Origin of the sequence: Microbacterium sp. Au-Mic1 (assembly GCF_021341785.1) — a bacterium.
In the GTDB taxonomy this organism is placed as follows: domain Bacteria; phylum Actinomycetota; class Actinomycetes; order Actinomycetales; family Microbacteriaceae; genus Microbacterium.
Genome location: NZ_JAJTTF010000005.1, coordinates 210271 through 234184 on the forward strand (window position 1 = coordinate 210271; position 23914 = coordinate 234184).

Here is a 23914-nt window from a genome sequence, read left to right on the forward strand (position 1 = left end):
TCTGTCCAGAGGCAGGTTTCGTTGTTTCACACCGCTTCACCCGGGAGACCGCGGTGCTGCCGCGACGCGCCCAGGTGTCCCGCACTGACGTAGCGTTGATGTGTGAGTTCTCCCGCCCTCGATGTGGCCGCCGTCCGCGCCGACTTCCCCCTGCTCGCCGAATCCGTGAACGGGGCTCCGCTGGCGTACCTCGACTCCGCCGCGACGAGCCAGAAGCCCCGCGTCGTGCTCGATGCCGAGCGCGACTTCCTGGAGCGCTCCAACGCGGCCGTGCACCGCGGGGCGCACACGCTCGCCGCTGAGGCGACGGAGCTCTACGAGGACGCCCGTGCGGCCGTGGCCGGCTTCGTGGGTGCGCATCAGGACGACCTGGTCTGGACGCACGGCGCCACCGAGGGCCTGAACCTCGTGGCGTATGCGATCGGAAACGCGACCGCCGGGCGTGGGCTGCCGGAGAGCGCCCGCTTCGCGCTGAAACCGGGTGACGAGCTCGTCGTGACCGAGGCGGAGCACCACGCGAACATCGTCCCCTGGCAGGAGCTGGCCGCCCGCACGGGCGCCGTCCTGCGCGTGATCCGGATCCGCGACGACGGATCCCTCGACCTCGATCACGCCGCGGAGGTCATCGGATCCCGCACCCGCGTCGTCGCCTTCACGCACGTCTCGAACGTGCTCGGCATCGTGAACCCGGTGGGGGCTGTGGTCGCGCTGGCGCGCGAGGTCGGCGCGCTCACCGTGCTCGACGCCTGCCAGTCGGTACCGCATCTGCCGCTCGACCTGCCCGCGCTCGGCGTCGACCTCGCCGTGTTCTCCGGTCACAAGATGCAGGGCCCGTACGGGATCGGCGGCCTGTACGGACGTCGCGAGATCCTCGAGGCGCTGCCGCCCTTCCTCACCGGCGGCTCGATGATCACCCGTGTCACGTTCGAGCGCACCGAGTTCCTCCCGCCGCCGCAGCGCTTCGAGGCCGGAACGCAGCCGGTGTCGCAGGCGATCGCCCTCGCCGCCGCGGTCCGCTATCTCGAGGGTCTCGGCATGGACGCGGTGCACGCGCACGAGGCCGGGCTCGAGCAGCGCCTGCGCACCGGGCTCGGCGCGATCGACGGCGTGCGCCTGCTCGGCGCCGCGGACGGTGCCGAACGGGTCGCGCTGCAGGCCTTCGTCGTCGATGGTGTGCACGCGCACGACGTCGGCCAGTTCCTCGACTCCCGCGGCGTCGCCGTGCGCGTCGGGCACCACTGCGCCGAGCCCGTGCACGCCCGCCTCGGCGTGACCGCCTCGGTGCGCGCCTCCGCCGCGCTCTACAACACGGCGGACGAGGTGGATCGGATGCTCGACGCCGTCTCGGGCGTGCGGGCGTTCTTCGGGGTCTCCGGATCCCCCGACCAGCAGGAGGTGCCCGCGTGAGCGGCCTCGAAGACCTCTACCAGGAGCTCATCCTGGACCACTCCAAGCGCCCGCATGGCAAGGGCCTCCTCGGTGCGGAGGGCGACCCCCACACCGCCGAGTCGCACCAGCGCAACCCGATCTGCGGCGACGAGATCACCCTGCGGGCTCGCGTCTCCGATGACGGCGAGCGCATCACCGAGGTGAGCTGGGAGGGATCCGGCTGTTCGATCTCGCAGGCCTCCGCCTCGATGCTCACCGAGCTCGTGGTCGGCCACTCGCGGGCCGAGGCGGGGGAGCTCATCGACGGCTTCCGCGAGGCGCTGCGATCGCGCGGCGCGATGGAGCTCGACGAGGACGTGTACGGCGACGCGGCGGCCCTGACCGGCGTCTCCCGCTACGTCGCGCGCGTCAAGTGCGCGATGCTCGGCTGGGTCGCCCTGGAGGACGCGCTGCGCCGCGCCTGAGGCGTCACCTGCCCGTTTCGAAGCGCGTGAATGACCCGATTCCGGCTCTGGATCGAGCCAGTTGCGCGCTGTGAAACCAGGAGAGGTCAGGCCCCGAGCTTCTCCACGGCGAAGTCGAGGAGCGCTGAGGCGCGCGGCGTGAGATTCATGTCGGCGGGCCAGATCCCCACCACGTGGGAGCGCGTCACCGGAGGGTCGAGGGGGCGGATCACGACCGGGCGGCCCTCGGTGCTCATCGGGATGACGTTGGGTCGGGACATGAGCAGCCCATAGCCGAGTCCGCGGCCGACGAGCGCCTCGACGAGACCGATCTGCGTGACCCTGGTCTCGATGCGGGGCTCGAGCCCGCGGGCTGCGAAGGCGTCGGTCACGTTGCGGATGCTCGGGGCCGCGTCGTACAGGATGCAGGGCTGGTCGGCGAGATCCGCCAGGTCCACCGCCTCGGCCCTCGTTAGCGGATGGTCGGGATGCAGATGGACCTCGAGCTCCGTCGCGTAGACCTTCCGGCGGCGGTATCCGACCGGCAGGGAAACGTCGAATACGAGGGCGATGTCCAGGCGACCGGCTTCGAGCGCGGAGAGCAGCTCCTCGTTCGTGCCCACCATGATCTCGAGACGAACGCCGGGGTGCCGCTTCGGGAAGCCCTCGAGAAGCTCGGGGACCACGTTCGTGGCGAAGCTCGCGTAACAGCCGAGCTTGACCGGACCTCGCAGCTCCTCGCCCCGGCCGGCCCGCAGGACGAGCTCCTGGGTGTCCGCGAGGATCCTGCGGGCCTGTTCGGCGAACTCCTGACCCGTCGGCGTCAGGGTCAGGCCGCGCGCCTTGCGGCGCACGCACAGCTGCTCGCCCACGGCCTTCTCGAGGCTCGTGATGGCCTGGGACAGCGCGGACTCCGAGATGTGCAGATGAGCGGCGGCAGCGCTCAGCGTGGTGAAGTTCGGAAGCGCGGCGAACAGCTCCAGTTGTCTCAGGCTCACATCGGCCACGACAGTCCTCCTCGGGAAACTTCTTCGGCTCCATCGAACTATATCCGCGCATAACTGCGATTTACACGGAGACGGCGTTGTCCCACGATGAGAGGACCCGCTTCCCGAACCCTCCTCGACGGAGGGAGAACAATGACGTTAGGGACAACCATGACCTCCGCTCCTGCCCCCGGCGACCGCGCCTCTCAGCGACGGATCGCGTTCGCCACGATCATCGGCACCACGATCGAGTGGTACGACTTCTTCATCTACGCCACGAGCGCAGGGCTCGTGTTCGCGCAGCTCTTCTTCCAGCCCGCGGGCAAGGAGATCGCGCTCCTGCTGTCCTTCGCCACGGTCGGCATCTCCTTCCTCTTCCGTCCTCTCGGCGCATTCCTGGCCGGTCACTTCGGCGACGTCATCGGACGGCGGGCGATGCTCGTCGTCACGCTCGTCCTCATGGGCGCGGCGACGACACTCATCGGCGCGCTGCCGACATTCGCCCAGATCGGCATCGCGGCGCCGATCCTCCTGCTCCTGCTCCGGATCCTGCAGGGCCTGTCCGCCGGGGGCGAGTGGGGCGGCGCGGTCCTGATGGCCGTCGAGCACGCTCCCGCCGACCGCCGCGGTCGCGCGGGCTCCTGGCCCCAGCTCGGTGTGCCGCTCGGATTCCTGCTCGCCTCGGGCATGACCGCCCTCATGACCGGTGTGATCTCTCCGGGAGCGGCGTATCTGCAGTGGGGCTGGCGGGTGCCGTTCCTGGCGAGCGTGGTCCTCATCGTGGTCGGCTTCGTGATCCGTCGCTCGGTCGAGGAGAGCCCCGTGTTCGCGGAGATCGCGAAGCGCGGCAAGCAGGCGAGCCTCCCGATCGTGACGCTGTTCCGGCGCTACTGGCACCTGGTGATCCTCGCCGCGCTCGTGTTCGTGGGTAACGGCACCCTCGGCTACATGACCACGGGCGGGTTCCTGAACAGCTATGCGATCAACGTGCAGAGCATCGACACCACGGCGGTCCTGCTGGCCGCGGTCTTCGCGGCCGCCGTCTGGTTCTTCTCCACGCTCCTGGCAGGCTACCTGGCCGACGCGATCGGCCGGCGCAACACCTTCCTGATCGGATTCGCGCTGCAGGCCGTCATCGTCTTCCCGATCTTCTGGCTCGTCGACGCCGGAGGGCTGCCGGGCCTCTACATCGCGCTGCTGCTGATCTCCACCGGCCTCGGTCTCACCTACGGGCCGCTGGCCGGCTGGTACGCGGAGATCTTCCCCGCCTCGATCCGCTTCTCCGGGGTGTCGATCACCTACGCGGTCGGCGCGGTCCTGGGGGGAGCCTTCGCCCCGATGATCGCGCAGATGCTGCTGGGCGCCACCGGCACGACGGCCGCCGTCTCGGCCTACCTGCTCTTCGCCACCCTTCTGGGAGCGGGGGCGACCCTGTGCCTGCGCGACCGCAGCGGCATCCCCCTCGGCCCCGACCACGAAGCCGAGCAGGCGAGCGGCGCCACGATGTTCGCCCCGCGGGAGGCCGCCGGGGCACCGGTCGGCGCGCTCGCCGGGAAGCGCTGACGCCGCGCACGTCTCTGCACACGTCAATCAAGGAGAAGGAAATGGTCAGTCACGCCACCAGGATCGGGATCATCGGCGGGGGGATGGGCGGCCTCACGGCGGCGATCGCCTTGAGGCGGATCGCCGGGGTCCAGGTCACCGTGTTCGAGCAGGCCGGCGCGCTGGGCGAAGTGGGGGCGGGCGTCACGGTCGCGCCGAACGCCTCACGCGTCCTCGACCGGCTGGGTGTGCTCGACCGGATCAGGAGTGCGGGAGCGGTCCCGGACGGACACGGCGTCTATCTGGACGCCATGGGCCGCATGGTCACAGACGCGGCGTGGGAGGACTCGGCGAAGCAGTACCGCAACATCGGGATGTACCGGCCTGACCTCATCGACGCCCTGGCGCAGGACATCGATCCGGACTGCATCCGCCTCGGTCATCGCCTGAGCGCGGTGGAGACGGTGGACTCGGGCGTCCGCGTGACGTTCGAGAACGGCGCGGAGGACGTCTTCGACGCGGTGGTCGGAGCGGACGGGATCCACTCCGTGGTGCGCAAGGCCGTCGGACAGTTCCCCGAGCCCGTCTACTCCGGATACCTCGTCTACCGCGGCGTCGTCGACGCGTCACGCCTACCCGCGGACTGGCCCATGATCAGCCAGGTCTGGATGGGCGACAGCCGGCACTTCATGTGCTACCCGCTGCAGCAGCGGAAGTTGATCAACTTCGTCGCAGGAATCCCGAGCGACCGGCCCCTGCACGGGCCGTGGTCGGGACCGGCGGAGGTCGGCGAGCTCGCGGCGGAGTTCGCGGGCGACGGATGGGATCCGAAGCTCCAGCAGTTCATCGGGCTCATCGATCGGACGTTCTGGTGGGGTCTCTTCGACCACGAGCCCCTCACCGACTGGTCCCGAGGGGCGATCACCCTGCTCGGCGACGCGGCGCACACGATGCTGCCCCACCAGGGACAGGGCGTGAGCCAGGCGATCGAGGACAGCATGGCCCTCGCGACCTTCCTCGCGGCGGCGGATGACGTCTCCGACATCCCGGAGGCGTTCCGCCGCTACACCGCCGTCCGCATGCAGCGCACCGCGATCCTGCAGAGCGGATCGCGCAGAGCCGGCGCCATGTTCGACGCGCAGTACGAGTTCGCGGATCTCGCGAAGCGCGATGCCGACATCCGCGTCGGCCGGGACTTCCGCCGGAGCGCGGTGTTTGACTACGACGCGCACAAGGTGGCCGAACAAGCACTCACTCGATTCCGGAAGGTCCAGTTCGCATGACTTCGATCAGCATCATCGGCAGCGGGAAGATGGGCGCGGCGATCGCGGAGGTCGCCTCCCGCGCCGGCGCCGACATCCAGATCCTCAAGCGCAGCCCGGCGAGCATGTCCGCCGCGCGTCCCGGCTTCGAGTACGGCGTCATCGGCGACGAGCTCACCGGGGATCTCGTCGTGCTCGCCGTCCCCTCCGGGGCCTATGCGAGCATCCTCGAGCACTACCGGGACCGGCTCGGCGGCAGGGTCGTCATCGACATCAGCAACCCGATCGACTTCTCCACCTACGACGCGCTGACGTCTCCGGCGGACTCGTCGACCGCGGCCGAGCTCGCCAAGGCCCTCCCCGAGGGCGCGGCCGTGGTCAAGGCGTTCAACGTGAACCTCGGCGACACCCTCGCCTCGGGCACGAACGGGACGACCCGCACATCGGTCCTGTTCGCCGGAGACTACGCGGACGCGAAGATGGCCGTGGCGGCGCTGATCGAGGCGGCGGGGATGCGCGCGGTCGACGTGGGTCCGCTCACCCGGGCGAGGGAGCTCGAGGCGATGGGCTTCCTCCAGATCATCATGGCGGCGCTCGGCAAGACCCGCTACGAGTCGGGTTTCACCCTCCTGGAGTGACCCCGCCCGCCCGGTTCGAAGCGCGCGAATGACCCGATTCCGGGTCCGGATCGAGCCATTTGCGCGCTTTGAAGCCGGGATGTTAGGTTGACACCGTGGCCCTGACCTGTCGTTGTTGTCTCTGAGCGCGATCCGCGCTCCTTCGACGACCACAGACAGCCCGCGCCCTTCGAGCGCGACCACCGTTCAGGACATCTTCCGTGCGCTACGCCAGCCACGTCGCCGATCTCGTCGGCTCGACGCCCCTCGTCCGTCTCTCCTCCGTCACCGGCGCGACCGCGACCCGCGGGGCGATCCGCGCGACCGTGCTCGCCAAAGTCGAGTACTTCAACCCCGGTGGATCCGCGAAGGATCGCATCGCACGATCGATCGTCGACGCCGCGGAGCGCGACGGGCTGCTCCGGCCCGGCGGCACGATCGTCGAGGCCACGAGCGGAAACACCGGCGTCGGCCTGGCGCTGATCGCTCTGCAGCGCGGCTATCGCATGGTGTTCGTCGTGCCCGACAAGTTCGACGGGCCCAAGGTCGCGACGCTCCGGGCCTACGGCGCCGAGGTCGTCGTCACGCCCACGTCGGTGCCGCCGGAGCACCCGGAGTCGTATTACTCCGTCGCCGCACGGCTGGCCCGCGAAATCCCCGGAGCCTTCAATCCCAATCAGTTCGCGAACCAGAACGGTCCCCGTGGACACTACGAATCGACCGGTCCGGAGATCTGGTCCGACACGGACGGCAGGGTCACGCACTTCGTCGCCGGCATCGGCACCGGCGGCACGATCAGCGGCACCGGCCGCTACCTCAGGGAGGTCAGCGAGAGCCGCGTACGGGTGATCGGTGCGGATCCCGAGGGCTCCATCTACTCCGGCGATGAGATCCACTCCTATCTCGTCGAGGGCGTCGGCGAGGACTTCCTGCCGGCCACGTTCGACCCCGCCGTGGTCGACGGCTACGAGCGGATCTCCGACGCGGAGTCGTTCGCGATGACCCGTCGGCTCGCCCGCGAGGAGGGCCTGCTCGTCGGCGGGTCCAGCGGAATGGCCGTGGTGGCCGCGCTCCGCGTCGCCGAGCGCCTGGGGGAGGACGACGTGGTCGTCGTGCTGCTGCCCGACCACGGCCGCGGCTACCTGGACAAGCTCTACGACGACGACTGGATGACCGGGCACGGGTTCGACGTGGACGACGTGCCGAGCCGGGTTTCGTCTCTGCGTTCCGACTCGCCTTCGGCTCGCTCGACGAACACGGCGTCGCCGTCCTCGCTCAACGACCTCGCAGAAGCCGCTTCGGCTGCCGACGCGAACGACGAAACCCAGTGAAAGGGATCCGACATGACCATCGAGACCGACAAGACCGCCACCGCCGCCATCCACGCGGGCCAGGCCGCTGACCCGTACACCGGCGCGGTGATCCCGCCGCTGCACCTTTCGACGACGTTCGTGCAGGACGGCATCGGCGGGCTCCGCCAGGGCTACGAGTACGGCCGCAGCGGAAACCCGACGCGGGACGCCCTTCAGCAGCAGCTCGCGGCGCTCGAGGGCGGCACGCACGCCTACTCGTTCGCCTCGGGCCTCGCCGCGGAGGACACCCTCCTGCGCGCGATCCTGCAGCCGGGCGACCACGTGCTGCTCGGCAACGACGTCTACGGCGGCACGTTCCGGCTCATCTCGCGGGTGCTCGGCGCCTGGGGCGTGACGGTGCAGGTGGTCGACATGAGCGACACCGAGGCGGTGCGCGCGGCCGTCGCCGCGAAGGCGCCCCGTGCGCTGTGGGTCGAGACGCCGTCGAACCCTCTGCTGCGCATCTCCGACATCGCCGCGCTCGCGGAGATCGGGCACGGTGCCGGATCCGTCGTCGTGGTCGACAACACGTTCGCCACTCCCGTGCTGCAGCGTCCGCTGGAACTCGGCGCCGACGTGGTCGTGCACTCCACCACGAAGTACCTGGGCGGGCACTCCGACGTCGTCGGCGGAGCGGTGGTGCTGCGCGACGACGCCCTCGCGGAGAAGATCGGCTTCCTGCAGTTCGCAGTGGGGGCGGTATCCGGCCCGTTCGACGCCTGGCTCACCACGCGCGGCATCAAGACGCTGCCGGTGCGGATGCGCCAGCACGACGAGAACGCGCAGGCCGTGGCCGAGTTCCTCGACGCGCACCCCCGCGTGGCCCGGGTCTACTACCCGGGCCTGCCGTCCCACCCCGGGCATGAGCTGGCCGCGCGGCAGATGTCGGGCTTCGGCGGCATCGTCTCGGTCGCGCTGGAGTCGGGCGAGGCCGCTCGTCGCTTCGCCGAGTCGACGCGCGTGTTCCAGCTCGCCGAGTCCCTCGGCGGTGTGGAGTCGCTCGTCAACTACCCCGACGCGATGACGCACGCCTCCGTGCGGGGCACCGAGGCGGCCGTGCCCGTCGAGATCGTGCGCCTCTCGGTCGGGCTGGAGGACGTCTCCGACCTGCTCGCCGACCTCGAGCAGGCGCTGGCCGTCTGAGGCCTCGACGCCCCGGTGCCCCCGCCGCCCGGTTTCGAGGAGCGATGTTCGTCGTCCGCGCGGTGATCTCGGAGCAGACATTGCTCCTCGAAAGCCGGGTTCACGTCCGGAGGGCGGCCTCCAGCGCCGCGAGCCGGGCGGCTGGATCGCCGGAGAGCTCGAGGATCCGCGCCGTGCCGGTGAGCTCTTCGTCGTCGGTCAGCGCCCGCAGCGCCTCGTCCATGGCCTCGCGCAGCTCGGGATCCTCTTCCTCGGGCACGGTGATGCCGTCATCGAGCCCGAGGAGGACCAGCAGGTCGACGCCTGCCATGGCCTCCGCGGCGAGTGGGGCCTCGCGCCGGAACAGCTCAGCGGCCCGCGGGGACCGGTCCAGGTCGTCGAGCGCGGCGAGATAGGCGAGGAAGTCGAGCGGCCCGCGCTCCGCGATCACGGATCCCCCCAGGTCCGGGTCGAGGAGCCGGTCCGCGCTGATGCGCAGCTGCGCGACGAGGGATCCGGATCCGTGCCCCTCGTCCACGAACTCGAACGGATCCGGCAGGACGGCGAACTCCGGATGCGCGAGGGAGAAGTCCGAGACCAGGGTGCTCTTGCCGGTCGCGTGCGTGCCGGAGACGACGATGCGCATGCCCGGAGTCTACGATCCGCGGGTGCGGCAGGAGGCGTCGGGCTGCTGCAGGGCGTCGGATCTCGGCTGCGGAGACCGTAGCCTGACGTCATGACGGACATCGCCTGGTCGGACGGACGCTGGACCCACGATCCCGAAGAGGTCGTCGAGGATCGGGGTGATCTCGTCGTGACCGCGGCCGAGGGCAGCGACGCGTGGCGGACCACGTCATACGGTTTCGTGCACGACAGCGAGCACGCGCTCCTCGCGCCGTTCGAGGTCGGTACGGCCGTGGAGGTGGAGTTCACCGCGGCGTTCTCCGCGCAGTTCGACCAGGCCGGGGTCTTCGTGCGCGCCTCGGTCGAGCGCTGGGTCAAGGCGGGTGTCGAGTTCGCCGACGGGCGGCCCCAGGTGGGCGCGGTCGTCACGGACGGGCTGTCGGACTGGTCGCTCGCTCCGGTCCCGGAATGGGCGGACCGCCGCATCCTGGTGCGGGTGAGCCGTGGCGCGGACGCGCTCACGGTGCGCGCGGGTGTCCTCGGAGAGCCGCTCCAGCTGGTGCGCGTGCTGCCGTTCCCGTCGTCGCTTCCCGCGGATGCGGGGCCGTTCGTGTGCGCGCCGACGCGTGCTGGGCTCGCCGTGCGACTGCACGCCTGGCGCGTGGTCGAGGCCGACGGCGCCCTGCACTGAGTCCTCGCCTGCGCGCCACGTGTCTCGCCCGCGCGCCACGTGTTCTGCGCGGCGTCCGAGTGGCGAGGTCTGCCGGTCGGAATCGGGAGCTTTCTCGGATGCGGAATACCCCCTGGGGGTATATGGTTGTCGATATCGGATACCCGGACGGGGTATCGGACGGAGGAGATGACATGACCACCACCGAGTACCAGGTGACCGGGATGACCTGCGGGCACTGCGAGATGTCCGTGCGCCGGGAAGTCGGCGGCATCGCCGGCGTCGACGACGTCGAGGTGAGTGCTTCGACGGGCCGCCTCGTGGTGACCTCGACGACCGAGCTCGACGACGCCAGCGTCCTCGCCGCCGTCGACGAGGCCGGCTACCGGGCGGTTCGCGCCTGATGAACACCGCGGGACGCCTGGGCCTGTACGGCGCGGCGCTCGCGGCGGCCTTCGCCGTGGCGTTCGGCGCCGCGGCCCTGGCGGCCCCGCGCGGAGCAGTACCGCAGAGCATGCAGCACGAGGAGGAGACCGAGATGGACCAGCACGACGCCCACGGATCCAGCGCACACGGAACCCAGGACCACAGCGCGCACGGCGCCGCGGGGGAGAGCCTCGCGGGGGTCTCCCTGTCGGCCGGCGGGTTCACGCTCGCGCCGGTCTCCGCCCCGGCAGGCGTGGGGGAGCAGGGCACGCTGAGCTTCCGGATCCTCGACGCCGACGGCGCCGCGGTCGCGGCCTACACGCCGCAGCACGAGAAGGAGCTGCACCTGATCGTGGTGCGCAGCGACGGCACCGGGTTCCGGCACGTGCACCCCGTGCTCGACGCCGCCGGCGGCACCTGGAGCATCTCGTGGATGTGGGACGCCGCCGGCTCGTACCGCGTGTTCGCGGACTTCGCGGCAGCGGGGGCGGATCCGGTCACGCTCACCCGCACGATCGACGTCTCCGGAGCGTTCGCACCGGTCGCGCTCGCATCGAGTGCCGAGACGACGGTGGACGGCTTCGACGTCAGCGTCGACGGGGATCTGATCCCCGGATCCGCCTCCGAGCTGACGGTGACCGTCCGTCGCGGCGACGCTCCCGTCACCACGTTGCAGCCCTACCTCGGCGCCTACGGGCACCTCGTGGCGCTGCGCGAGGGCGACCTCGCCTACCTGCACGTGCACCCGGAAGGCGCGGAGCCGACGCCGGGCGCGACCTCGGGGCCGGACGTCCGCTTCTCCGCCCATGTGGGCACCGCCGGGCGCTACCTGCTCTACTTCGACTTCCAGGTGGAGGGGTCCGTGCACACAGCCGCCTTCGTGCTGGACGCGACGACGCACGATCACTGACCCCGGCACGACCGGCCGACGTCGAAAGGAGACGCACCCATGACCGCGAACGCGAACAGCGTGGAGCTCGAGATCGGCGGGATGACCTGCGCCTCCTGCGCGAACCGGATCGAGAAGACCCTGAACAAGATCGACGGGGTCACCGCCACCGTGAACTACGCGACGGAGAAGGCGAGGGTGTCGTTGCCGGACGGTTTCGACCCTTCCGCGCTCATCGCCCAGGTCGAGGACATCGGCTACTCGGCCGTGCTCCCGGCACCGCCGGTCGTCGCGGCGCCGGACGGTCCGGGTCCGGACGCTTCGGAGGCCACGCCGGACGACCCTGAGCTGCGCTCGCTGCGCACCCGGCTGCTGGTCAGCACGATCCTCACCGTGCCCGTCATCGCGATGGCGATGATCCCCGCGCTGCAGTTCACGTACTGGCAATGGGCCTCGCTCGCGCTCGCCGCCCCCGTGATCGTGTGGGGCGCGTGGCCGTTCCATCGCGCCGCGTGGCTGAACCTGCGCCACGGCGCGGCCACGATGGACACCCTCATCTCGATGGGCACGCTGGCCGCGTTCGGCTGGTCGCTGTACGCCTTGTTCCTCGGCACTGCGGGCACGCCGGGCATGCGGCACGAGTTCTCGTTCGCGCTGCAGGCAGGTGACGGCAGCGGCAACATCTACCTCGAGGTGGGGGCGGGGGTGACCGTCTTCATCCTGGCCGGACGGTACTTCGAGAAGCGCTCCAAGAGGCGTGCGGGCGCTGCGCTGCGCGCGCTGCTCGAACTCGGCGCGAAGGACGTGGCGGTGCTGCGGCGGTCCGCGGGCTCGGGAGACGAAACGCCGGGCGCGGCGACGGAAGAGGTCCGCATCCCCATCGGGCAGCTCGCCGTCGGCGACGAGTTCGTCGTGCGCCCGGGCGAGAAGATCGCCACGGACGGCGTCGTCGTCTCCGGATCCTCCGCGGTCGACGCCGCGATGCTCACCGGCGAATCCGTGCCCGTCGAGGTCGGCGCGGGCGATGCCGTCGCCGGAGCCACCGTCAACGCCGGCGGACGCCTGGTCGTCCGCGCGACGAGGATCGGATCCGACACGCAGCTCGCCCAGATGGCGCGGCTCGTCGAAGACGCCCAGACCGGCAAGGCTGAGGTGCAGCGTCTCGCCGACCGGATCAGCGGAGTCTTCGTGCCGATCGTGATCGTGATCGCGGTGGCGACCCTCGGCGCCTGGCTCGGCGCCGGCTTCCCCGCCACGGCGGCGTTCACCGCGGCGGTCGCCGTGCTCGTGATCGCGTGCCCGTGCGCTCTCGGCCTTGCCACGCCGACGGCGCTGCTGGTGGGCACGGGGCGCGGGGCCCAGCTCGGCATCCTCATCAAGGGGCCGGAGGTGCTGGAGTCCACCCGTCGCGTCGACACGATCGTGCTCGACAAGACCGGCACCGTCACGAGCGGCCGCATGGAGGTCGCCGACGTCATCGCCGAGGACGGGACGGATCCGGCCGAGCTGCTGCGCCTCGCCGGTGCGCTGGAGAACGCGTCCGAGCACCCCATCGCCCAGGCGATCGCCCGGGCGGCGCGCTCGGGGTCGTCGAGCGAGCGCGGCGAAACCGTGCGAGACGAGACGCGGTCCGTCGAGCTCCCATCCGTGGAGTCGTTCCAGAACCTCGAGGGCCGGGGCGTGCAGGGCGTCGTCGACGGTCACGCCGTGCTCGTCGGCCGGGAGGCGCTGCTCGCCGACTGGGCGCAGCACCTCAGCCCGCGGGTCGCTGCGGCGAAGGCGGAGGCCGAAGCCGGCGGCAAGACCGTCGTGGCGGTCGGATGGGACGGATCCGCTCGCGGCATCATCGTGATCGCCGACACCGTGAAGCCCACGAGCGCCGATGCGGTGGCGGAGCTCAAGCGCCTCGGCCTCACGCCGATCCTGCTCACGGGCGACAACGAGGCGGTCGCCCGGCGGGTCGCCGCGGAGGTCGGGATCGACGAGGTATCCGCCGAGGTGCTGCCCGAGGGCAAGGTCGAGGTCGTCGCCCGGCTTCAGGCGGAGGGTCGCGTGGTCGCCATGGTGGGGGACGGGGTGAACGACGCGCCCGCGCTCGCCACAGCGGATCTCGGCATGGCGATGGGCACCGGCACCGACGTCGCGATCGAGGCGAGCGACATCACGCTCGTGCGCGGCGACCTGCGCACCGCGGCCGATGCGATCCGGCTGTCCCGCCGCACGCTCGGCACGATCAAGGCGAATCTGTTCTGGGCCTTCGCGTACAACGTGGCGGCGATCCCGATCGCCGCGCTGGGGCTGCTGAACCCGATGCTGGCCGGGGCCGCCATGGCTTTCTCCAGCGTGTTCGTGGTGGGCAACAGCCTGAGGCTGCGCCGGTTCCGCTGAGCCTCGGCCTACCGCGCGGCCACGGGGTCTCGGCCGCGGTCCACCGCTGCTCCCGTCGCAGAATGTGTCGTTCTGAGCGCCTCATGGCGGCACCTTTTGCGACGGGAGCAGAACGAGCAGGCCCGGTCAGGCGCCGTGCCAGAAGATCGCGATGCCGGCGTTCAGTACGGCGAGGGCGCCGATCGTCCAGAAGGCCCCCGCGGTCGGCCGGCCCGCGCGCTCCCGCGTGATGACGACGCCGAAGGCGCCGCCGATGGCGAGGGCGACCACCAGCTTCACCCCCAGCTTGAGGTAGTCGAGATGCACGCCGGCGGGGAAGGGGATCGCGAGCAGCAGGCCCGACGCGATCATCACCCCCAGCCCCGTGCGGAACAGCGTCGTGGTGACGTAGCGTCGTCGCACCGCCTGCGCGGCCCAGCCGCCGAGAAGCAGGGCGAAGCCGATGAGGTGCACGAGCACGAGGAGCTCGCGCAGCAGGGTCAAGAGGTCCATGGGGTCTCCGTTTCGGATCGGTCAGAGCGCGGCGGTCTTGCCGCCGTCGACGGGCAGCACCACGCCGGTCACGAAGGATGCCGCGGGCGAGGCCAGCCATGCGATCGCCTCGGCGACCTCCTCGGGGCGCCCCATCCGCTGCATCGGGACGAACCGGCCGATCCGTTCGCGCACCTCCGCGGGATGATCGAGCACCGAGCCCGACTCGATCGGCCCCGGCGCGACGGCGTTCACGCGCACGCCCCGGGCGGCCTCGTCGAGCGCGGTGGTGCGGGTGAGTCCGACGACGCCGTGCTTGGCGGCGGCGTAGGCCGACATGCCCGGGGCCCCGCCGATGCCGGCGGTGGAGGCCACGTTCACCACGGCCCCGCCGTCGGGGATCACGGCGAGCTCCGCGCGCAGGCAGCGCGACAGGCCCAGCAGGTCGATCGCGAGCACCCGGGCGAACTCCGCGTCGTCGATCTCGACCAGGGGACGCGGAAGGTGCGCGATGCCGAGGTTGTTGACTGCGATGTCGATCCCCGTCGGCGCATGCGCAGCGAGGAACTCCGCCAGCGCGCCCGCGTCGGCGGCGTCGAACGCGGCGGTCTCCACGTCGCGACCATCGCCGCGCAGGGCGTCGGCGAGTGCGGCCAGCGGATCCGGTCGGCGCGACACCAGGAGCATCCGATGCCCCTCCGCAGCGAGCCGCCGCGCGACGGCCTCGCCGATGGCACCGTTCGCGCCGACCACGAGGGCGGTGCTCATGACGCGTCCTCCATGGTGACGGTGCGCGGGCTCCGCCGCGGCCGCTCCCTGGGCAGCAGGAACGCGACCGCGATCAGCCACGCCCCGCCCCCGAAGCGCACCACCGGCAGCAGCGCCTGCAGCGGGTCGAGCACCAGCGAGAGGAACGCCAGCTCGCCGATGACGGCGAGCACGAGTCCGGCCAGGGCGAGCCAGCGCGGGATCAGCCGCAGGATGAACGCCGGCACCGCGATGCCGGCGATCAGAAGACCCAGGCCCACGGCGTAGCCGACGCCGCCGAGTCCGAAGGCGAGTCGCCCGAGAACTGCGGCGCTGCCCGGGTCGGCGGCCTCCGGACCGGAGGCGAGGGCCCAGGTCGTGAGGGCCGACACGAGCAGCAGCAAGGAGGCGCCGATCCCGCCGTAGAGACCGATGACGGGACCGGGAACACGAACCCCCAGGCGCAGCTGACGGGCGTAGACCGAGGCGGCGAGGATCCCCAGCGGGACGGCGGCTCCCAGCTGCAGCGTCGCCGCGACGCGGATCGGAAGTGCGTGGGCGGTGTACCAGCTCGCGACGTCGGCGGCGGGGGCGAACGGCGCAGGAGCCGAGCCGGTGCCGACGAGCAGCACGACGACGCCCGCGATCGTCAGGGCGAAGGTGACGATTGCGAGCGGGCCCAGCGGCGGCCCGCCGGGGCGACGAGAGGCAGGCGAATAATCGGTCATGACAGAAATGATGCATGCTATGAATTATTCTGTCAAGAGGACTATGCTGGACCCATGGATGCCGCTCGTCGACCCGCACGCACGGGGTTCCTGCTGTCCCAGCTCGGCGCCTTCGCCTCCGCGCGGTTCGCCGAACTCGTGAAGCCTGCCGGCCTCACTCCGGCGACGGCGGGGGTGCTGCGCATCCTGATGCAGAACCCGGGGCTGAGTCAGCGTGCACTGGCGGACCGACTCGGCGCCGTGCCGAGCCGGGTGGTGGTGCTCGTCGACACCCTCGAGGCGGCCGGTCTGGTATCGCGGACCCGCGACCCCGACGATCGCCGCCATCACCGACTCGATCTCACCGAGGCCGGCCGCGCCTCTCTGCGCGGCCTCCGCGCGGCGGCGGAGCAGCAGAACGCCGACATCCTCGGCCCGCTCGATCCCGCCGAGCGTGAGGCGTTCACCGCGCTCGTGACCCGCCTCGCCGCCGCGCACGGACTCGATCCCGAGGTGCATCGCGGATACGGCGGCTCCCCGGGCGCCCGCTGAGTTCCCTCGAGGGGCATCGGCGCCGGCAGCGGAGCGCGCCGCTGCCGAGCGGTCAGTGCCCTGTGCGGAGCCTCTCCTCCTCGGCCGTCGCGGCCCAGCTGGCGAGCATCCGCAGCGCGTCCGCCGATCCGGATCCGGGTTCAGCGGTGTAGACCGCCATCATCACGCCGGGATCGGCGGACAGATCGAGGCCCTCGAACGTGAGGTCCAGGTCGCCGACGACGGGGTGATGCAGGCGTTTGATCCCGGTGCGATGGAAGCGCACGTTGTGCGCTGCCCAGAGCGCGCGGAACTCTTCCGAGCGATCGGAGAGCTCGGCGACGATCGATGCGAGCGAAGGGTCCGCGGGGTGCCTGCCGACCTCGGCGTGCAGGGTCGCGACGAGGTCCTGCACCACCTGATCCCATTCCCGGTAGAAGGTGCGCGCCGCGGGGTCGAGGAACGCGAAGCGCAGGCTGTTCGGCGCTGAGTGCGCGAACAGTGGCGCGTACAGCGCACGACCGAGCCGATTGGCGCCGAGGTAGTCGAAACCGCCGCCGCGCACGATCGCGGGCGCGTCGACGATCGCGTCGAGCATCCGGAGCACGCTGGGCCGGAGCGCGGCGGGGCGCGGTCGAGGGGAGAGCCCTGTGCGGCTCGCGCGGTCCGCGCCTCGGGCGAGGTCGAACAGATGCGCCGTCTCGGCCTCGTCCAGTCGCAGGGCCATCGCGATCGCGCTCAGCACTCCGTCCGAGGCACGGGCGAGGTCACCGCGCTCGATGCGGATGTAGTAGTCGACGCTCACGCCCGCCAGCAGCGCGACCTCCTCGCGCCGGAGGCCGGGGACTCGCCGGAACCGCCCGTACGCGGGGAGCCCGGCCTGTTCCGGAGAGAGGCGGGCGCGCCTCGAGGTGAGGAAGTCCTGCACCTCGGCCCTGAGGTCCCTTGCGCGCTCGTCCATGCCCTCGAACGTACGCGCCGCGACCCCGCGGTGCCAGGCACTGGCAGTACCCGGAACATCGGGGTCTGGTGCCCGCGGCGGATCGGGAGTCGACTGGAAGCGTCCCGGAGGCGCCGGGGCGCAGGACGCACCGGTCGTGATCGACCGGATCCGTGACGGACGGGAGACGGGGATGCACACGCGCACACTCGGGCACGGTAGCGACGGCAGGGGCCTCGAGGTCTCGGCGATAGGCCTCGGCGCGATGGGGATGTCGCAGGGCTACGGACCGAATCCCGGAAGCAGGGACGAGATGATCGGTGTGCTGCGCTCGGCGCTCGAGCAGGGCGTCACTTTCATCGACACCGCGGAGGTCTACGGCCCCTACGTCAACGAGGAACTCGTCGGAGAGGCCATGGAGCCGGTCCGGGGCGAGGTCGTGGTCGCGACCAAGTTCGGCTGGCACATCGAGGACGACGGGCGCTACACCGGGCTGGACAGCCGTCCGGAGCAGATCCGACGGGTTGCGGAGGCGTCGCTGCGGCGGCTGCGCACCGATGTCATCGACCTCTTCTACCAGCATCGGGTGGATCCGGCGGTGCCGATCGAGGACGTCGCGGGGGCGGTCGGCGAACTCGTGCGCGAGGGGAAGGTGCGCCACTTCGGGATGTCCGAGGCATCGGCGGCCACCATCCGCCGTGCGCACGCCGTGTTCCCGGTGACCGCCGTGCAGAGCGAGTACTCGCTGTGGACGCGGGATCCGGAGGCGGAGGTGCTGCCGACGCTCGCCGAGCTGGGCATCGGGTTCGTGCCGTTCAGTCCGCTCGGCAAGGGCTTCCTCACCGGTACGGTCTCGGCGGAGACGTCCTTCGCCGACGGGGACATCCGTGCCACCATCCCGCGTTACACCGCCGACAACCGCGCGGCGAATCAGCGTCTCGTCGACCACGTCGCATCTCTCGCGACGATCAAGGGTGCGACGCCGGGGCAGATCGCGCTGGCGTGGCTGCTCGCGCAGCAGCCGTGGATCGTGCCCATCCCCGGCACCCGGCGCACCGCGCGCATCGCCGAGAACGCCGGATCCACCGCGGTCGCGCTGTCGGCCGACGAGCGCGCGGATCTCGACTCCCTGGCCTCGCGGCTCGGCGTGGCCGGTGACCGCTACAACGAGACCCAGTTCTCGTACGTCGGGCACTGAGCTCCGTTCGGCGACGGGGTTTTCGAGGAGGCGGCGGGGGCGGCCGGATCCGGCAGAAAGTGGCCGAACCCCCTACCTCTTCACCGAATCGATTCGATAGCATGGGAGACGGCCTGCCGTGACCGATCACGGCGGGCCTCGCTTCGTCCCCCGCCCGATCCCCCGCCCGAAGAGCTCCGCATGTCCACGTCCCTCACCACAGGCCGCCCCTGGCGCGTCATCCTGGCCTTCGCCGTCCCGCTGCTGATCGGCAACGTCGTGCAGCAGCTCTATCAATTCGCCGACGCGATCGTCGTCGGTCGTCACCTCGGCGTCGACTCGCTCGCGGCCGTGGGCGCCACGGGCAGCCTGATCTTCCTGCTGATCGGGTTCGCCTGGGGCCTCAGCAGCGGCTTCGCGATCCCGACGGCGCAGGCGTTCGGCGCAGCCGATCACGCGGCCGTCCGCCGCTCCGTCGCCACGGGCACGCTGCTGACCGCCGCGACGAGCATCATCATCTCGGTCGGCGCCCCGCTCGTGACCGCGCCGCTGCTCGCGCTGCTGCAGACGCCCGAGGTGCTCATGCCCGAGGCGACCGTGTTCACGCAGGTCACGTTCATCGGCGGCAGCACGGTGATGTTCTTCAACTACCTCTCCGCAGTGATCCGCGCCATCGGCGACTCGCGCACCCCGCTGGTGTTCCTCACCGTGTCCTGCGCCCTGAACATCGTGCTGGTGATCCTCATGGTCGGCGCCTTCGAGTGGGGCGTCGCGGGAGCCGCCTGGGCCACCGTCGTCGCACAGGGCGTCTCGGTCGCACTGTGTCTGGTGTACGTGTGGCGCAAGCTCCCGGTGCTGCACGTGCACCGCGCCGACTGGCGCGTCACGCGCGCCGACATCGCCGAGCACCTGCGCCTCGGCCTTCCGATGGGCTTCCAGGCCTCGATCATCGCGATCGGCACGATCACCGTGCAGGTCGCGCTGAACATGCTCGGTCCCGACGCCGTCGCCGCCTACACGACCGCCTCCCGCGTGGACAGCATCGCGGTGGCGTTCCTCTCCTCGATCGGTCTCGCCGCCTCGATGTACGCGGCGCAGAACCTCGGCGGACGCCGACCCGACCGCATCCGCCGAGGCGTGACCCAGGCGATCTGGATGGCCGTCATCACGGCGATCGTGCTCGGCGCGCTGCTGGTGCTGTTCGGATCCTCGATGGTGCGCGTGTTCATCGGCGACGGATCCGATGAGGTCGTCCGTCTCGCCGCGCTCATGCTGCTGATCAACGGCCTCAGCTACACCGCGCTCGGCGTGCTGTTCGTGCTGCGCGGCGTGCTGCAGGGTCTGGGGCACACGCTCATCCCTACGATCACCGGCGTGATCGAGCTCGTGATGCGCGTGGCTGCCGCCGTCGTGCTGGGCGCCCTCATCGGCTACCCCGGCGTCGCGTTGAGCAACCCGCTGGCATGGCTGGGTGCGGCGGCGCTGCTCATCCCCGCGTACATGAAGGCGCACCGCGAGCTGGCGCGGATGCCCGTGGATCCGATCGAGGTCACCCCGACCACGGCGATCCCGGTCGTCGGCCCGACCGACGGCTCCATGGTGGTCGACGCCGTCATCACGGCTCCGGTGCCGGTGGTGCGGGCGAAGTCCCGCCTCAAGGTCGGGCGTCGCTGAGGCCGCGCCGCCCACGGTGACGTCGCGGCGCGAGCCCTGAGGGCTGTCGTGGTCAGCCGCGTCGGTACGCGTCGTGGGACAGATCTCGGCCGGGCGCTTGCGGTGCGGCCGCGCCGTCGCGCACTCTGGAGTCCTGGGGGGACCATCGGCGCGCGAGGAGCTTCCCCACATGACTCAGCGGATCACCCCCAACATCTGGTGCGACCACGCGGCTGAGGAGGCGGGGGCCTTCTACGCCTCGGTGTTCGAGCGGGCCACGTCGCGGGTCGTCGCACGCTATCCCGCCGACGGCCTGCCGGAGTTCCAGCGCTCGTTCGCCGGACTGCCGCTCACCGTGGATGTGTCGATCGACGGCTATCGGATCAGCCTCATCAACGCCGGGTCCGAGTTCGCCCCGAATCCGGCGATCTCCTTCCTGGTGAGCGTGGATCCGCGCGACTTCAGCGACGACGATGCCGCGCGCGCTTGGATCAACCGCACCTGGACCAGGCTCGGCGAGGACGGCCTCGTGCTGATGGACATCGGGGAATACCTGTTCAGCGGCCTGTACGGATGGGTCGAGGATCGCTACGGGGTGAGCTGGCAGCTGAAGCTGATGGACCGCGACGCCGAGCCGGCACCGCTGGTCACCCCGATGCTCGTGTTCGGCGGGCCGGTGCGGAACAGGTCGCAGGAGGCGATCGCGCTCTACGGCGAGCTGCTGCCGCCGTCGGGGATCACCCGCCGGGTCGAGTACCCGGTGACCGAGCCCCCGCACGTCGACGAGCCGATCTGGTACTCCGAGTTCCTGCTCGCCGGCCAGCGCTTCGCCGCCTTCGATTCCCCTATCGACCGGGACTTCACGTTCACCCCCGGACTCTCATTGCAGATCGACTGCGACGGGCAGGACGAGATCGACCGGATCTGGGATGCGCTCAGCGTCGTACCCGAGGCCGAGCAATGCGGCTGGCTCGTCGATCGATTCGGCGTGAGCTGGCAGGTCGTGCCCGCGAACATGGGCGAGCTGATGCAGCGGCCGAACGCCTACGAGCACCTGATGCGGATGGGGCGGATCGTCATCGCCGACCTCTGAGCCGGCGTGTTCCGGTCCGCGGATCCACCATCTCGTTTCAAGGAGCGAGGTGTGCGCTCGGATCCTGCGGAACAGAGCGGACATCGCTCCCCGAAACCAGTGGGCACCCGGGCCCGGCCAGTGTCAGCGAACGGCGAGGAAGCCCAGCACCGCGCTCGCCACCGCCAGCACGGCGAGGACGATCGCCGGGGCCGCCGGCTCCTTGCGGCGCAGGTGGACGACGACGGCGCCGAGCATGATGACGGCGAGACCGGTGCCGGCGAGGGGGGTCAGGATCGGGGCGATCCCCGTGGCCAGAGGAAGGATGAGGCCGATCGCGCCGACGACCTCGAGTGCGGCGATCGCCTTGATCGAGCCGGCGGAGAAGTCCTCGGTCCACGCCATTCCGCGCTCCGCGAGCACCGGCTTCGGGGTGATCAGCTTCATCCCTCCGCCGCCCAGCATGGCCAGGGTGAGCAGCGCGTTGACGATCCAGAGGGCGATCAGCATGGGGGTTCCTTCTTGTTATCGATCGTCACCTTGTTACGATCAGTAAGTAAAGGATGGAGCATCGTGGAGACGCGTACAAAAGGCACATCGGTGTCACCGGCGCACAGGGGCAGAACCGTGAGCGAGCCGGTGACGGCCACCCCCGCGGATCTCTCCGAGTACGAACGCTCGTGCGAGGGGCAGCCCGGAGGTCCCGAGGTGGGGCGCATGATCCGTGATGTCCTCGACCGCGTGGGTGACAAGTGGTCGCTGCTCGTGGTCGCCACGCTCGGTGGCGACGTCCTGCGGTTCAGCGACCTGCTCCGGCACATCCCCGGGATCTCCCAGCGCATGCTGACCCTGACGCTGCGGCAGCTCGAGCGCGACGGACTCGTGATCCGCACGGCCTATGCGGAGGTTCCGCCGCGCGTGGAGTATCGGCTCACGGCGCTCGGCAGCACCTTCGTCGAGATCGCGCACACGATCGCGCAGTGGGCGATCACCAATCACGCCACGATCGAGCAGTCCCGGGCCGACTACGACGCCCGCTGAGCCCCCCTTCCGGGCACCATCCCGGTTTCGAAGCGCGCACATGGCTGGATCCGGATCGGTTCCACCGCAAAGTGCGCGCTTTGAAACGAGGGGGAGAATTACCGCGTCAGCGGTGGTCGCGGTCGTGGTGCTGACCCGACTCGTCGCCGCTCGCGATGCGCTCGGCCTCGCGGGCGCGCAGATCCACCCGGCGGATCTTGCCGGAGATCGTCTTCGGCAGCTCGGGCACGAACTCGATGATCCGCACCCACAGGTGCGGGGAGAGCTGACCGCGCGCGTAGGCGAAGATCGACCCGGCGGTCGCCGTGAGGTCGTCGTGCGCCGACGCGGTGAGCAGCACGTACGCCTTCGGCACCGCCAGGCGGGTCGGATCCGGGCTCGGCACGACGGCCGCCTCCATGACGTCCGGGTGCTCGAGCAGCACCGACTCGAGCTCGAACGGCGAGATCTTGTAGTCCGACGCCTTGAACACGTCGTCCGCGCGGCCGACATACGTCAGATACCCCTCGGCGTCGCGGGTCGCGATGTCGCCGGTGTGGTGGAAGCCGCCTTCGCGTGAGCGCGCCGTGGCCTCCGGATCCGCGTAGTACCCCGCCATCAGCCCGAGCGGGCGCTCGGCGAGGTCGAGGCAGATCTCGCCCTCGGCCACACCGTCCGCGTCACCGTCGACACGCGTCCCGGTGACCGGATCCACCAGCACGACCGGGTAGCCCGGCAGGGGACGACCCATGGATCCGTCCTTCACGACCTGGCCCGGCGAGTTGCCCACGCAGGCCGTCATCTCGGTCTGCCCGAAGCCGTCGCGGATCGTGCCTCCCCAGGCCTGGCGCACACGGCCGATGACCTCGGGGTTCAGCGGTTCGCCGGCGCCGACGAGCTCGCGCGGCGGATGCGGCAGGCGTCCCAGGTCGGCCTGGATCAGCATGCGCCACACCGTCGGCGGCGCGCAGAACGTCGTGACGCGGTGCTGCTCCATGACCTCCATGAGCGTGTTCGCGTCGAAGCGGTCGTAGTTGTAGACGAACACGGTGGCCTCGGCGAGGAACGGCGAGTAGAAGCTCGACCAGGCGTGCTTCGCCCAGCCCGGTGAGGAGATGTTGAGGTGCACGTCGCCCTCGCGCACGCCCAGCCACCACATGGTCGAGAGGTGTCCGACGGGATAGGACACGTGCGTGTGCTGCACGAGCTTGGGTCGGCTGGTGGTGCCCGACGTGAAGTACAGCAGGCTGGTGTCGTCGGCCGGTGTCGGGGCGTCGGGCTCGAAGTCGTCGTCGACGCCGTTCGAACCCGCGAAGTCGTGCCAGCCCGCGGGCACCGCCGCGCCGGGAGCATCGGGCACGGCGATCCGTACGACCTCCGCGGGCAGCTCGGCCACGCGATCGCTCAGCGACCCGAGCGTCACAACCGCGCGCGCCTCGCCCTTCTCCGCGCGATAGGCCAGATCCGCCGGCGAGAGCAGCGTCGAGGTGGGGATCGCGACCGCGCCGAGCTTGGTGAGGCCGAGCATGGTCTCCCACAGGTCGATCGTGTTGCCGAGCATCACGATCACGTGGTCGCCGCGGCGGATCCCGAGGCCGTGCAGCCAGTTCGCCACCTGGTTCGATCGTCGCGCGAGCTCGCCGTAGGTCCAGCTCCTGCTCGTCAGATCGGCCGAGACGATCTGCACCGCCGGTCGGTTCGGCGTCTCGCCGGCGACGACATCGAACCACTCCAGCGCGAAGTTGAACTCCGAGAGCGCAGGCCAGTGGAACACGGAGCGAGCGCCCGGGTAGTCGGTGGCGTGCGCGAGCAGCAGGTCACGGGCGGAGCGGATAGCGGCGGTCGCCGCGGTGGCGGAACGGGGCTGGCTCATGGAGCCATCTTCG

24 protein-coding genes are annotated in these 23914 nt (G+C 70.8%); 16 read left to right on the forward strand and 8 right to left on the reverse strand.

Annotation, left to right across the window (positions count from 1 at the left end):
• Positions 1-102: 102 nt before the first annotated feature.
• A complete protein-coding gene (locus LXM50_RS08785; protein WP_233310938.1) occupies positions 103-1407 on the forward strand; it encodes a SufS family cysteine desulfurase in 1305 nt (434 codons plus the stop codon).
• Positions 1404-1853, forward strand: coding sequence for a Fe-S cluster assembly sulfur transfer protein SufU (gene sufU, locus LXM50_RS08790; protein ID WP_233310939.1), 450 nt, complete (start codon positions 1404-1406; stop codon positions 1851-1853). Before LXM50_RS08785 ends, sufU begins: the two co-directional genes overlap by 4 nt.
• An 86-nt stretch (positions 1854-1939) precedes the next feature.
• Here the strand turns inward: sufU and LXM50_RS08795 are convergent, their stop codons facing one another.
• Positions 1940-2839 carry a LysR substrate-binding domain-containing protein gene (locus tag LXM50_RS08795; protein WP_233310940.1) on the reverse strand — a complete coding sequence of 300 codons (900 nt, stop codon included), beginning with the start codon at positions 2837-2839 and terminating at the stop codon, positions 1940-1942.
• Positions 2840-2989: 150 nt separating this feature from the next.
• Here LXM50_RS08795 and LXM50_RS08800 point away from each other — a divergent pair, with 150 nt between their 5' ends.
• The 5 genes from LXM50_RS08800 to LXM50_RS08820 all read left to right on the forward strand — a co-directional run bounded on the left by LXM50_RS08800 (position 2990) and on the right by LXM50_RS08820 (position 8734).
• The gene (locus tag LXM50_RS08800; RefSeq protein ID WP_233310941.1) at positions 2990-4381 is read left to right on the forward strand and encodes an MFS transporter; all 1392 of its coding nucleotides are present in this window, start codon (positions 2990-2992) and stop codon (positions 4379-4381) included.
• A 41-nt stretch (positions 4382-4422) separates the two neighbouring features.
• Positions 4423-5643, forward strand: coding sequence for an FAD-dependent monooxygenase (locus LXM50_RS08805; RefSeq protein WP_233310942.1), 1221 nt, complete (start codon positions 4423-4425; stop codon positions 5641-5643).
• Complete coding sequence (locus LXM50_RS08810; protein ID WP_233310943.1) at positions 5640-6260, forward strand: NADPH-dependent F420 reductase; 621 nt, start codon at positions 5640-5642, stop codon at positions 6258-6260. Before LXM50_RS08805 ends, LXM50_RS08810 begins: the two co-directional genes overlap by 4 nt.
• 200 nt (positions 6261-6460) lie before the next feature.
• Positions 6461-7570 (forward strand): pyridoxal-phosphate dependent enzyme, encoded by a 1110-nt coding sequence (locus LXM50_RS08815; protein ID WP_308192513.1) that lies wholly within the window; start codon positions 6461-6463, stop codon positions 7568-7570.
• A gap of 12 nt (positions 7571-7582) precedes the next feature.
• Positions 7583-8734 carry a cystathionine gamma-synthase gene (locus LXM50_RS08820; protein ID WP_233310944.1) on the forward strand — a complete coding sequence of 384 codons (1152 nt, stop codon included), beginning with the start codon at positions 7583-7585 and terminating at the stop codon, positions 8732-8734.
• 100 nt (positions 8735-8834) lie between these two features.
• On the opposite strand, the gene LXM50_RS08825 is transcribed toward LXM50_RS08820, so the two are convergent.
• Positions 8835-9359, reverse strand: coding sequence for an AAA family ATPase (locus LXM50_RS08825; RefSeq protein WP_233310945.1), 525 nt, complete (start codon positions 9357-9359; stop codon positions 8835-8837).
• Between the two features lie 90 nt (positions 9360-9449).
• On the opposite strand from LXM50_RS08825, the gene LXM50_RS08830 reads away from it, so the two are divergent.
• The 4 genes from LXM50_RS08830 to LXM50_RS08845 all read left to right on the forward strand — a co-directional run bounded on the left by LXM50_RS08830 (position 9450) and on the right by LXM50_RS08845 (position 13710).
• On the forward strand, positions 9450-10028 hold the full coding sequence (locus LXM50_RS08830) for a DUF1349 domain-containing protein (protein WP_233310946.1): 579 nt from the start codon (positions 9450-9452) through the stop codon (positions 10026-10028).
• Between the two features lie 173 nt (positions 10029-10201).
• Complete coding sequence (locus LXM50_RS08835) at positions 10202-10411, forward strand: heavy-metal-associated domain-containing protein (RefSeq protein WP_233310947.1); 210 nt, start codon at positions 10202-10204, stop codon at positions 10409-10411.
• Entirely contained in the window at positions 10411-11343 is a 933-nt protein-coding gene (locus LXM50_RS08840; RefSeq protein ID WP_233310948.1) for a heavy-metal-associated domain-containing protein, read from the forward strand. The genes LXM50_RS08835 and LXM50_RS08840 overlap by 1 nt, the downstream gene beginning before the upstream one ends.
• 39 nt (positions 11344-11382) lie before the next feature.
• Positions 11383-13710 carry a cation-translocating P-type ATPase gene (locus tag LXM50_RS08845; RefSeq protein ID WP_233310949.1) on the forward strand — a complete coding sequence of 776 codons (2328 nt, stop codon included), beginning with the start codon at positions 11383-11385 and terminating at the stop codon, positions 13708-13710.
• A 126-nt stretch (positions 13711-13836) separates the two neighbouring features.
• On the opposite strand, the gene LXM50_RS08850 is transcribed toward LXM50_RS08845, so the two are convergent.
• Genes LXM50_RS08850 through LXM50_RS08860 form a run of 3 tightly spaced genes read right to left on the reverse strand, consistent with a single transcriptional unit; the run spans position 13837 to position 15656 of the window.
• A complete protein-coding gene (locus LXM50_RS08850) occupies positions 13837-14202 on the reverse strand; it encodes a Fe-S protein (protein WP_233310950.1) in 366 nt (121 codons plus the stop codon).
• A 21-nt stretch (positions 14203-14223) separates the two neighbouring features.
• Entirely contained in the window at positions 14224-14949 is a 726-nt protein-coding gene (locus LXM50_RS08855; RefSeq protein ID WP_233310951.1) for an SDR family NAD(P)-dependent oxidoreductase, read from the reverse strand.
• Entirely contained in the window at positions 14946-15656 is a 711-nt protein-coding gene (locus LXM50_RS08860; protein ID WP_233310952.1) for a hypothetical protein, read from the reverse strand. Before LXM50_RS08860 ends, LXM50_RS08855 begins: the two co-directional genes overlap by 4 nt.
• 54 nt (positions 15657-15710) lie before the next feature.
• On the opposite strand from LXM50_RS08860, the gene LXM50_RS08865 reads away from it, so the two are divergent.
• Positions 15711-16187 carry a MarR family winged helix-turn-helix transcriptional regulator gene (locus LXM50_RS08865; protein ID WP_233310953.1) on the forward strand — a complete coding sequence of 159 codons (477 nt, stop codon included), beginning with the start codon at positions 15711-15713 and terminating at the stop codon, positions 16185-16187.
• Positions 16188-16239: 52 nt separating this feature from the next.
• Here the strand turns inward: LXM50_RS08865 and LXM50_RS08870 are convergent, their stop codons facing one another.
• Entirely contained in the window at positions 16240-17127 is an 888-nt protein-coding gene (locus LXM50_RS08870) for a helix-turn-helix domain-containing protein (protein ID WP_233310954.1), read from the reverse strand.
• A gap of 172 nt (positions 17128-17299) precedes the next feature.
• Here LXM50_RS08870 and LXM50_RS08875 point away from each other — a divergent pair, with 172 nt between their 5' ends.
• The 3 genes from LXM50_RS08875 (at position 17300) to LXM50_RS08885 (ending at position 21029) form a co-directional block, all read left to right on the forward strand.
• A complete protein-coding gene (locus tag LXM50_RS08875; protein ID WP_233310955.1) occupies positions 17300-18304 on the forward strand; it encodes an aldo/keto reductase in 1005 nt (334 codons plus the stop codon).
• Between the two features lie 180 nt (positions 18305-18484).
• Complete coding sequence (locus LXM50_RS08880) at positions 18485-19957, forward strand: MATE family efflux transporter (protein WP_233310956.1); 1473 nt, start codon at positions 18485-18487, stop codon at positions 19955-19957.
• 169 nt (positions 19958-20126) lie between these two features.
• Positions 20127-21029 (forward strand): VOC family protein, encoded by a 903-nt coding sequence (locus LXM50_RS08885; protein ID WP_233310957.1) that lies wholly within the window; start codon positions 20127-20129, stop codon positions 21027-21029.
• A 123-nt stretch (positions 21030-21152) separates the two neighbouring features.
• On the opposite strand, the gene LXM50_RS08890 is transcribed toward LXM50_RS08885, so the two are convergent.
• Entirely contained in the window at positions 21153-21518 is a 366-nt protein-coding gene (locus LXM50_RS08890; RefSeq protein WP_233310958.1) for a DoxX family protein, read from the reverse strand.
• A 207-nt stretch (positions 21519-21725) separates the two neighbouring features.
• Between LXM50_RS08890 and LXM50_RS08895 the strand changes: the two genes are divergently transcribed.
• On the forward strand, positions 21726-22049 hold the full coding sequence (locus tag LXM50_RS08895) for a helix-turn-helix domain-containing protein (RefSeq protein WP_233310959.1): 324 nt from the start codon (positions 21726-21728) through the stop codon (positions 22047-22049).
• A gap of 106 nt (positions 22050-22155) precedes the next feature.
• Here the strand turns inward: LXM50_RS08895 and LXM50_RS08900 are convergent, their stop codons facing one another.
• Complete coding sequence (locus LXM50_RS08900; protein ID WP_233310960.1) at positions 22156-23901, reverse strand: AMP-binding protein; 1746 nt, start codon at positions 23899-23901, stop codon at positions 22156-22158.
• Positions 23902-23914 lie beyond the last annotated feature (13 nt).

Excerpts from the sequence above, each read along its gene's own strand:
- LXM50_RS08895 (WP_233310959.1), top strand. The coding sequence starts at position 21,726 with ATGATCCGTGATGTCCTCGACCGCGTGGGTGACAAGTGGTCGCTGCTC.
- LXM50_RS08860 (WP_233310952.1), bottom strand. The coding sequence starts at position 15,656 with ATGACCGATTATTCGCCTGCCTCTCGTCGCCCCGGCGGGCCGCCGCTG.
- LXM50_RS08820 (WP_233310944.1), top strand. The coding sequence starts at position 7,583 with ATGACCATCGAGACCGACAAGACCGCCACCGCCGCCATCCACGCGGGC.
- LXM50_RS08900 (WP_233310960.1), bottom strand. The coding sequence starts at position 23,901 with ATGAGCCAGCCCCGTTCCGCCACCGCGGCGACCGCCGCTATCCGCTCC.
- LXM50_RS08810 (WP_233310943.1), top strand. The coding sequence starts at position 5,640 with ATGACTTCGATCAGCATCATCGGCAGCGGGAAGATGGGCGCGGCGATC.
- LXM50_RS08835 (WP_233310947.1), top strand. The coding sequence starts at position 10,202 with ATGACCACCACCGAGTACCAGGTGACCGGGATGACCTGCGGGCACTGC.
- LXM50_RS08890 (WP_233310958.1), bottom strand. The coding sequence starts at position 21,518 with ATGCTGATCGCCCTCTGGATCGTCAACGCGCTGCTCACCCTGGCCATG.
- LXM50_RS08875 (WP_233310955.1), top strand. The coding sequence starts at position 17,300 with ATGCACACGCGCACACTCGGGCACGGTAGCGACGGCAGGGGCCTCGAG.
- LXM50_RS08885 (WP_233310957.1), top strand. The coding sequence starts at position 20,127 with ATGACTCAGCGGATCACCCCCAACATCTGGTGCGACCACGCGGCTGAG.
- LXM50_RS08855 (WP_233310951.1), bottom strand. The coding sequence starts at position 14,949 with ATGAGCACCGCCCTCGTGGTCGGCGCGAACGGTGCCATCGGCGAGGCC.
- LXM50_RS08865 (WP_233310953.1), top strand. The coding sequence starts at position 15,711 with ATGGATGCCGCTCGTCGACCCGCACGCACGGGGTTCCTGCTGTCCCAG.
- LXM50_RS08840 (WP_233310948.1), top strand. The coding sequence starts at position 10,411 with ATGAACACCGCGGGACGCCTGGGCCTGTACGGCGCGGCGCTCGCGGCG.
- LXM50_RS08830 (WP_233310946.1), top strand. The coding sequence starts at position 9,450 with ATGACGGACATCGCCTGGTCGGACGGACGCTGGACCCACGATCCCGAA.
- LXM50_RS08805 (WP_233310942.1), top strand. The coding sequence starts at position 4,423 with ATGGTCAGTCACGCCACCAGGATCGGGATCATCGGCGGGGGGATGGGC.
- LXM50_RS08845 (WP_233310949.1), top strand. The coding sequence starts at position 11,383 with ATGACCGCGAACGCGAACAGCGTGGAGCTCGAGATCGGCGGGATGACC.
- LXM50_RS08880 (WP_233310956.1), top strand. The coding sequence starts at position 18,485 with ATGTCCACGTCCCTCACCACAGGCCGCCCCTGGCGCGTCATCCTGGCC.
- LXM50_RS08870 (WP_233310954.1), bottom strand. The coding sequence starts at position 17,127 with ATGGACGAGCGCGCAAGGGACCTCAGGGCCGAGGTGCAGGACTTCCTC.
- LXM50_RS08825 (WP_233310945.1), bottom strand. The coding sequence starts at position 9,359 with ATGCGCATCGTCGTCTCCGGCACGCACGCGACCGGCAAGAGCACCCTG.
- LXM50_RS08800 (WP_233310941.1), top strand. The coding sequence starts at position 2,990 with ATGACCTCCGCTCCTGCCCCCGGCGACCGCGCCTCTCAGCGACGGATC.
- LXM50_RS08850 (WP_233310950.1), bottom strand. The coding sequence starts at position 14,202 with ATGGACCTCTTGACCCTGCTGCGCGAGCTCCTCGTGCTCGTGCACCTC.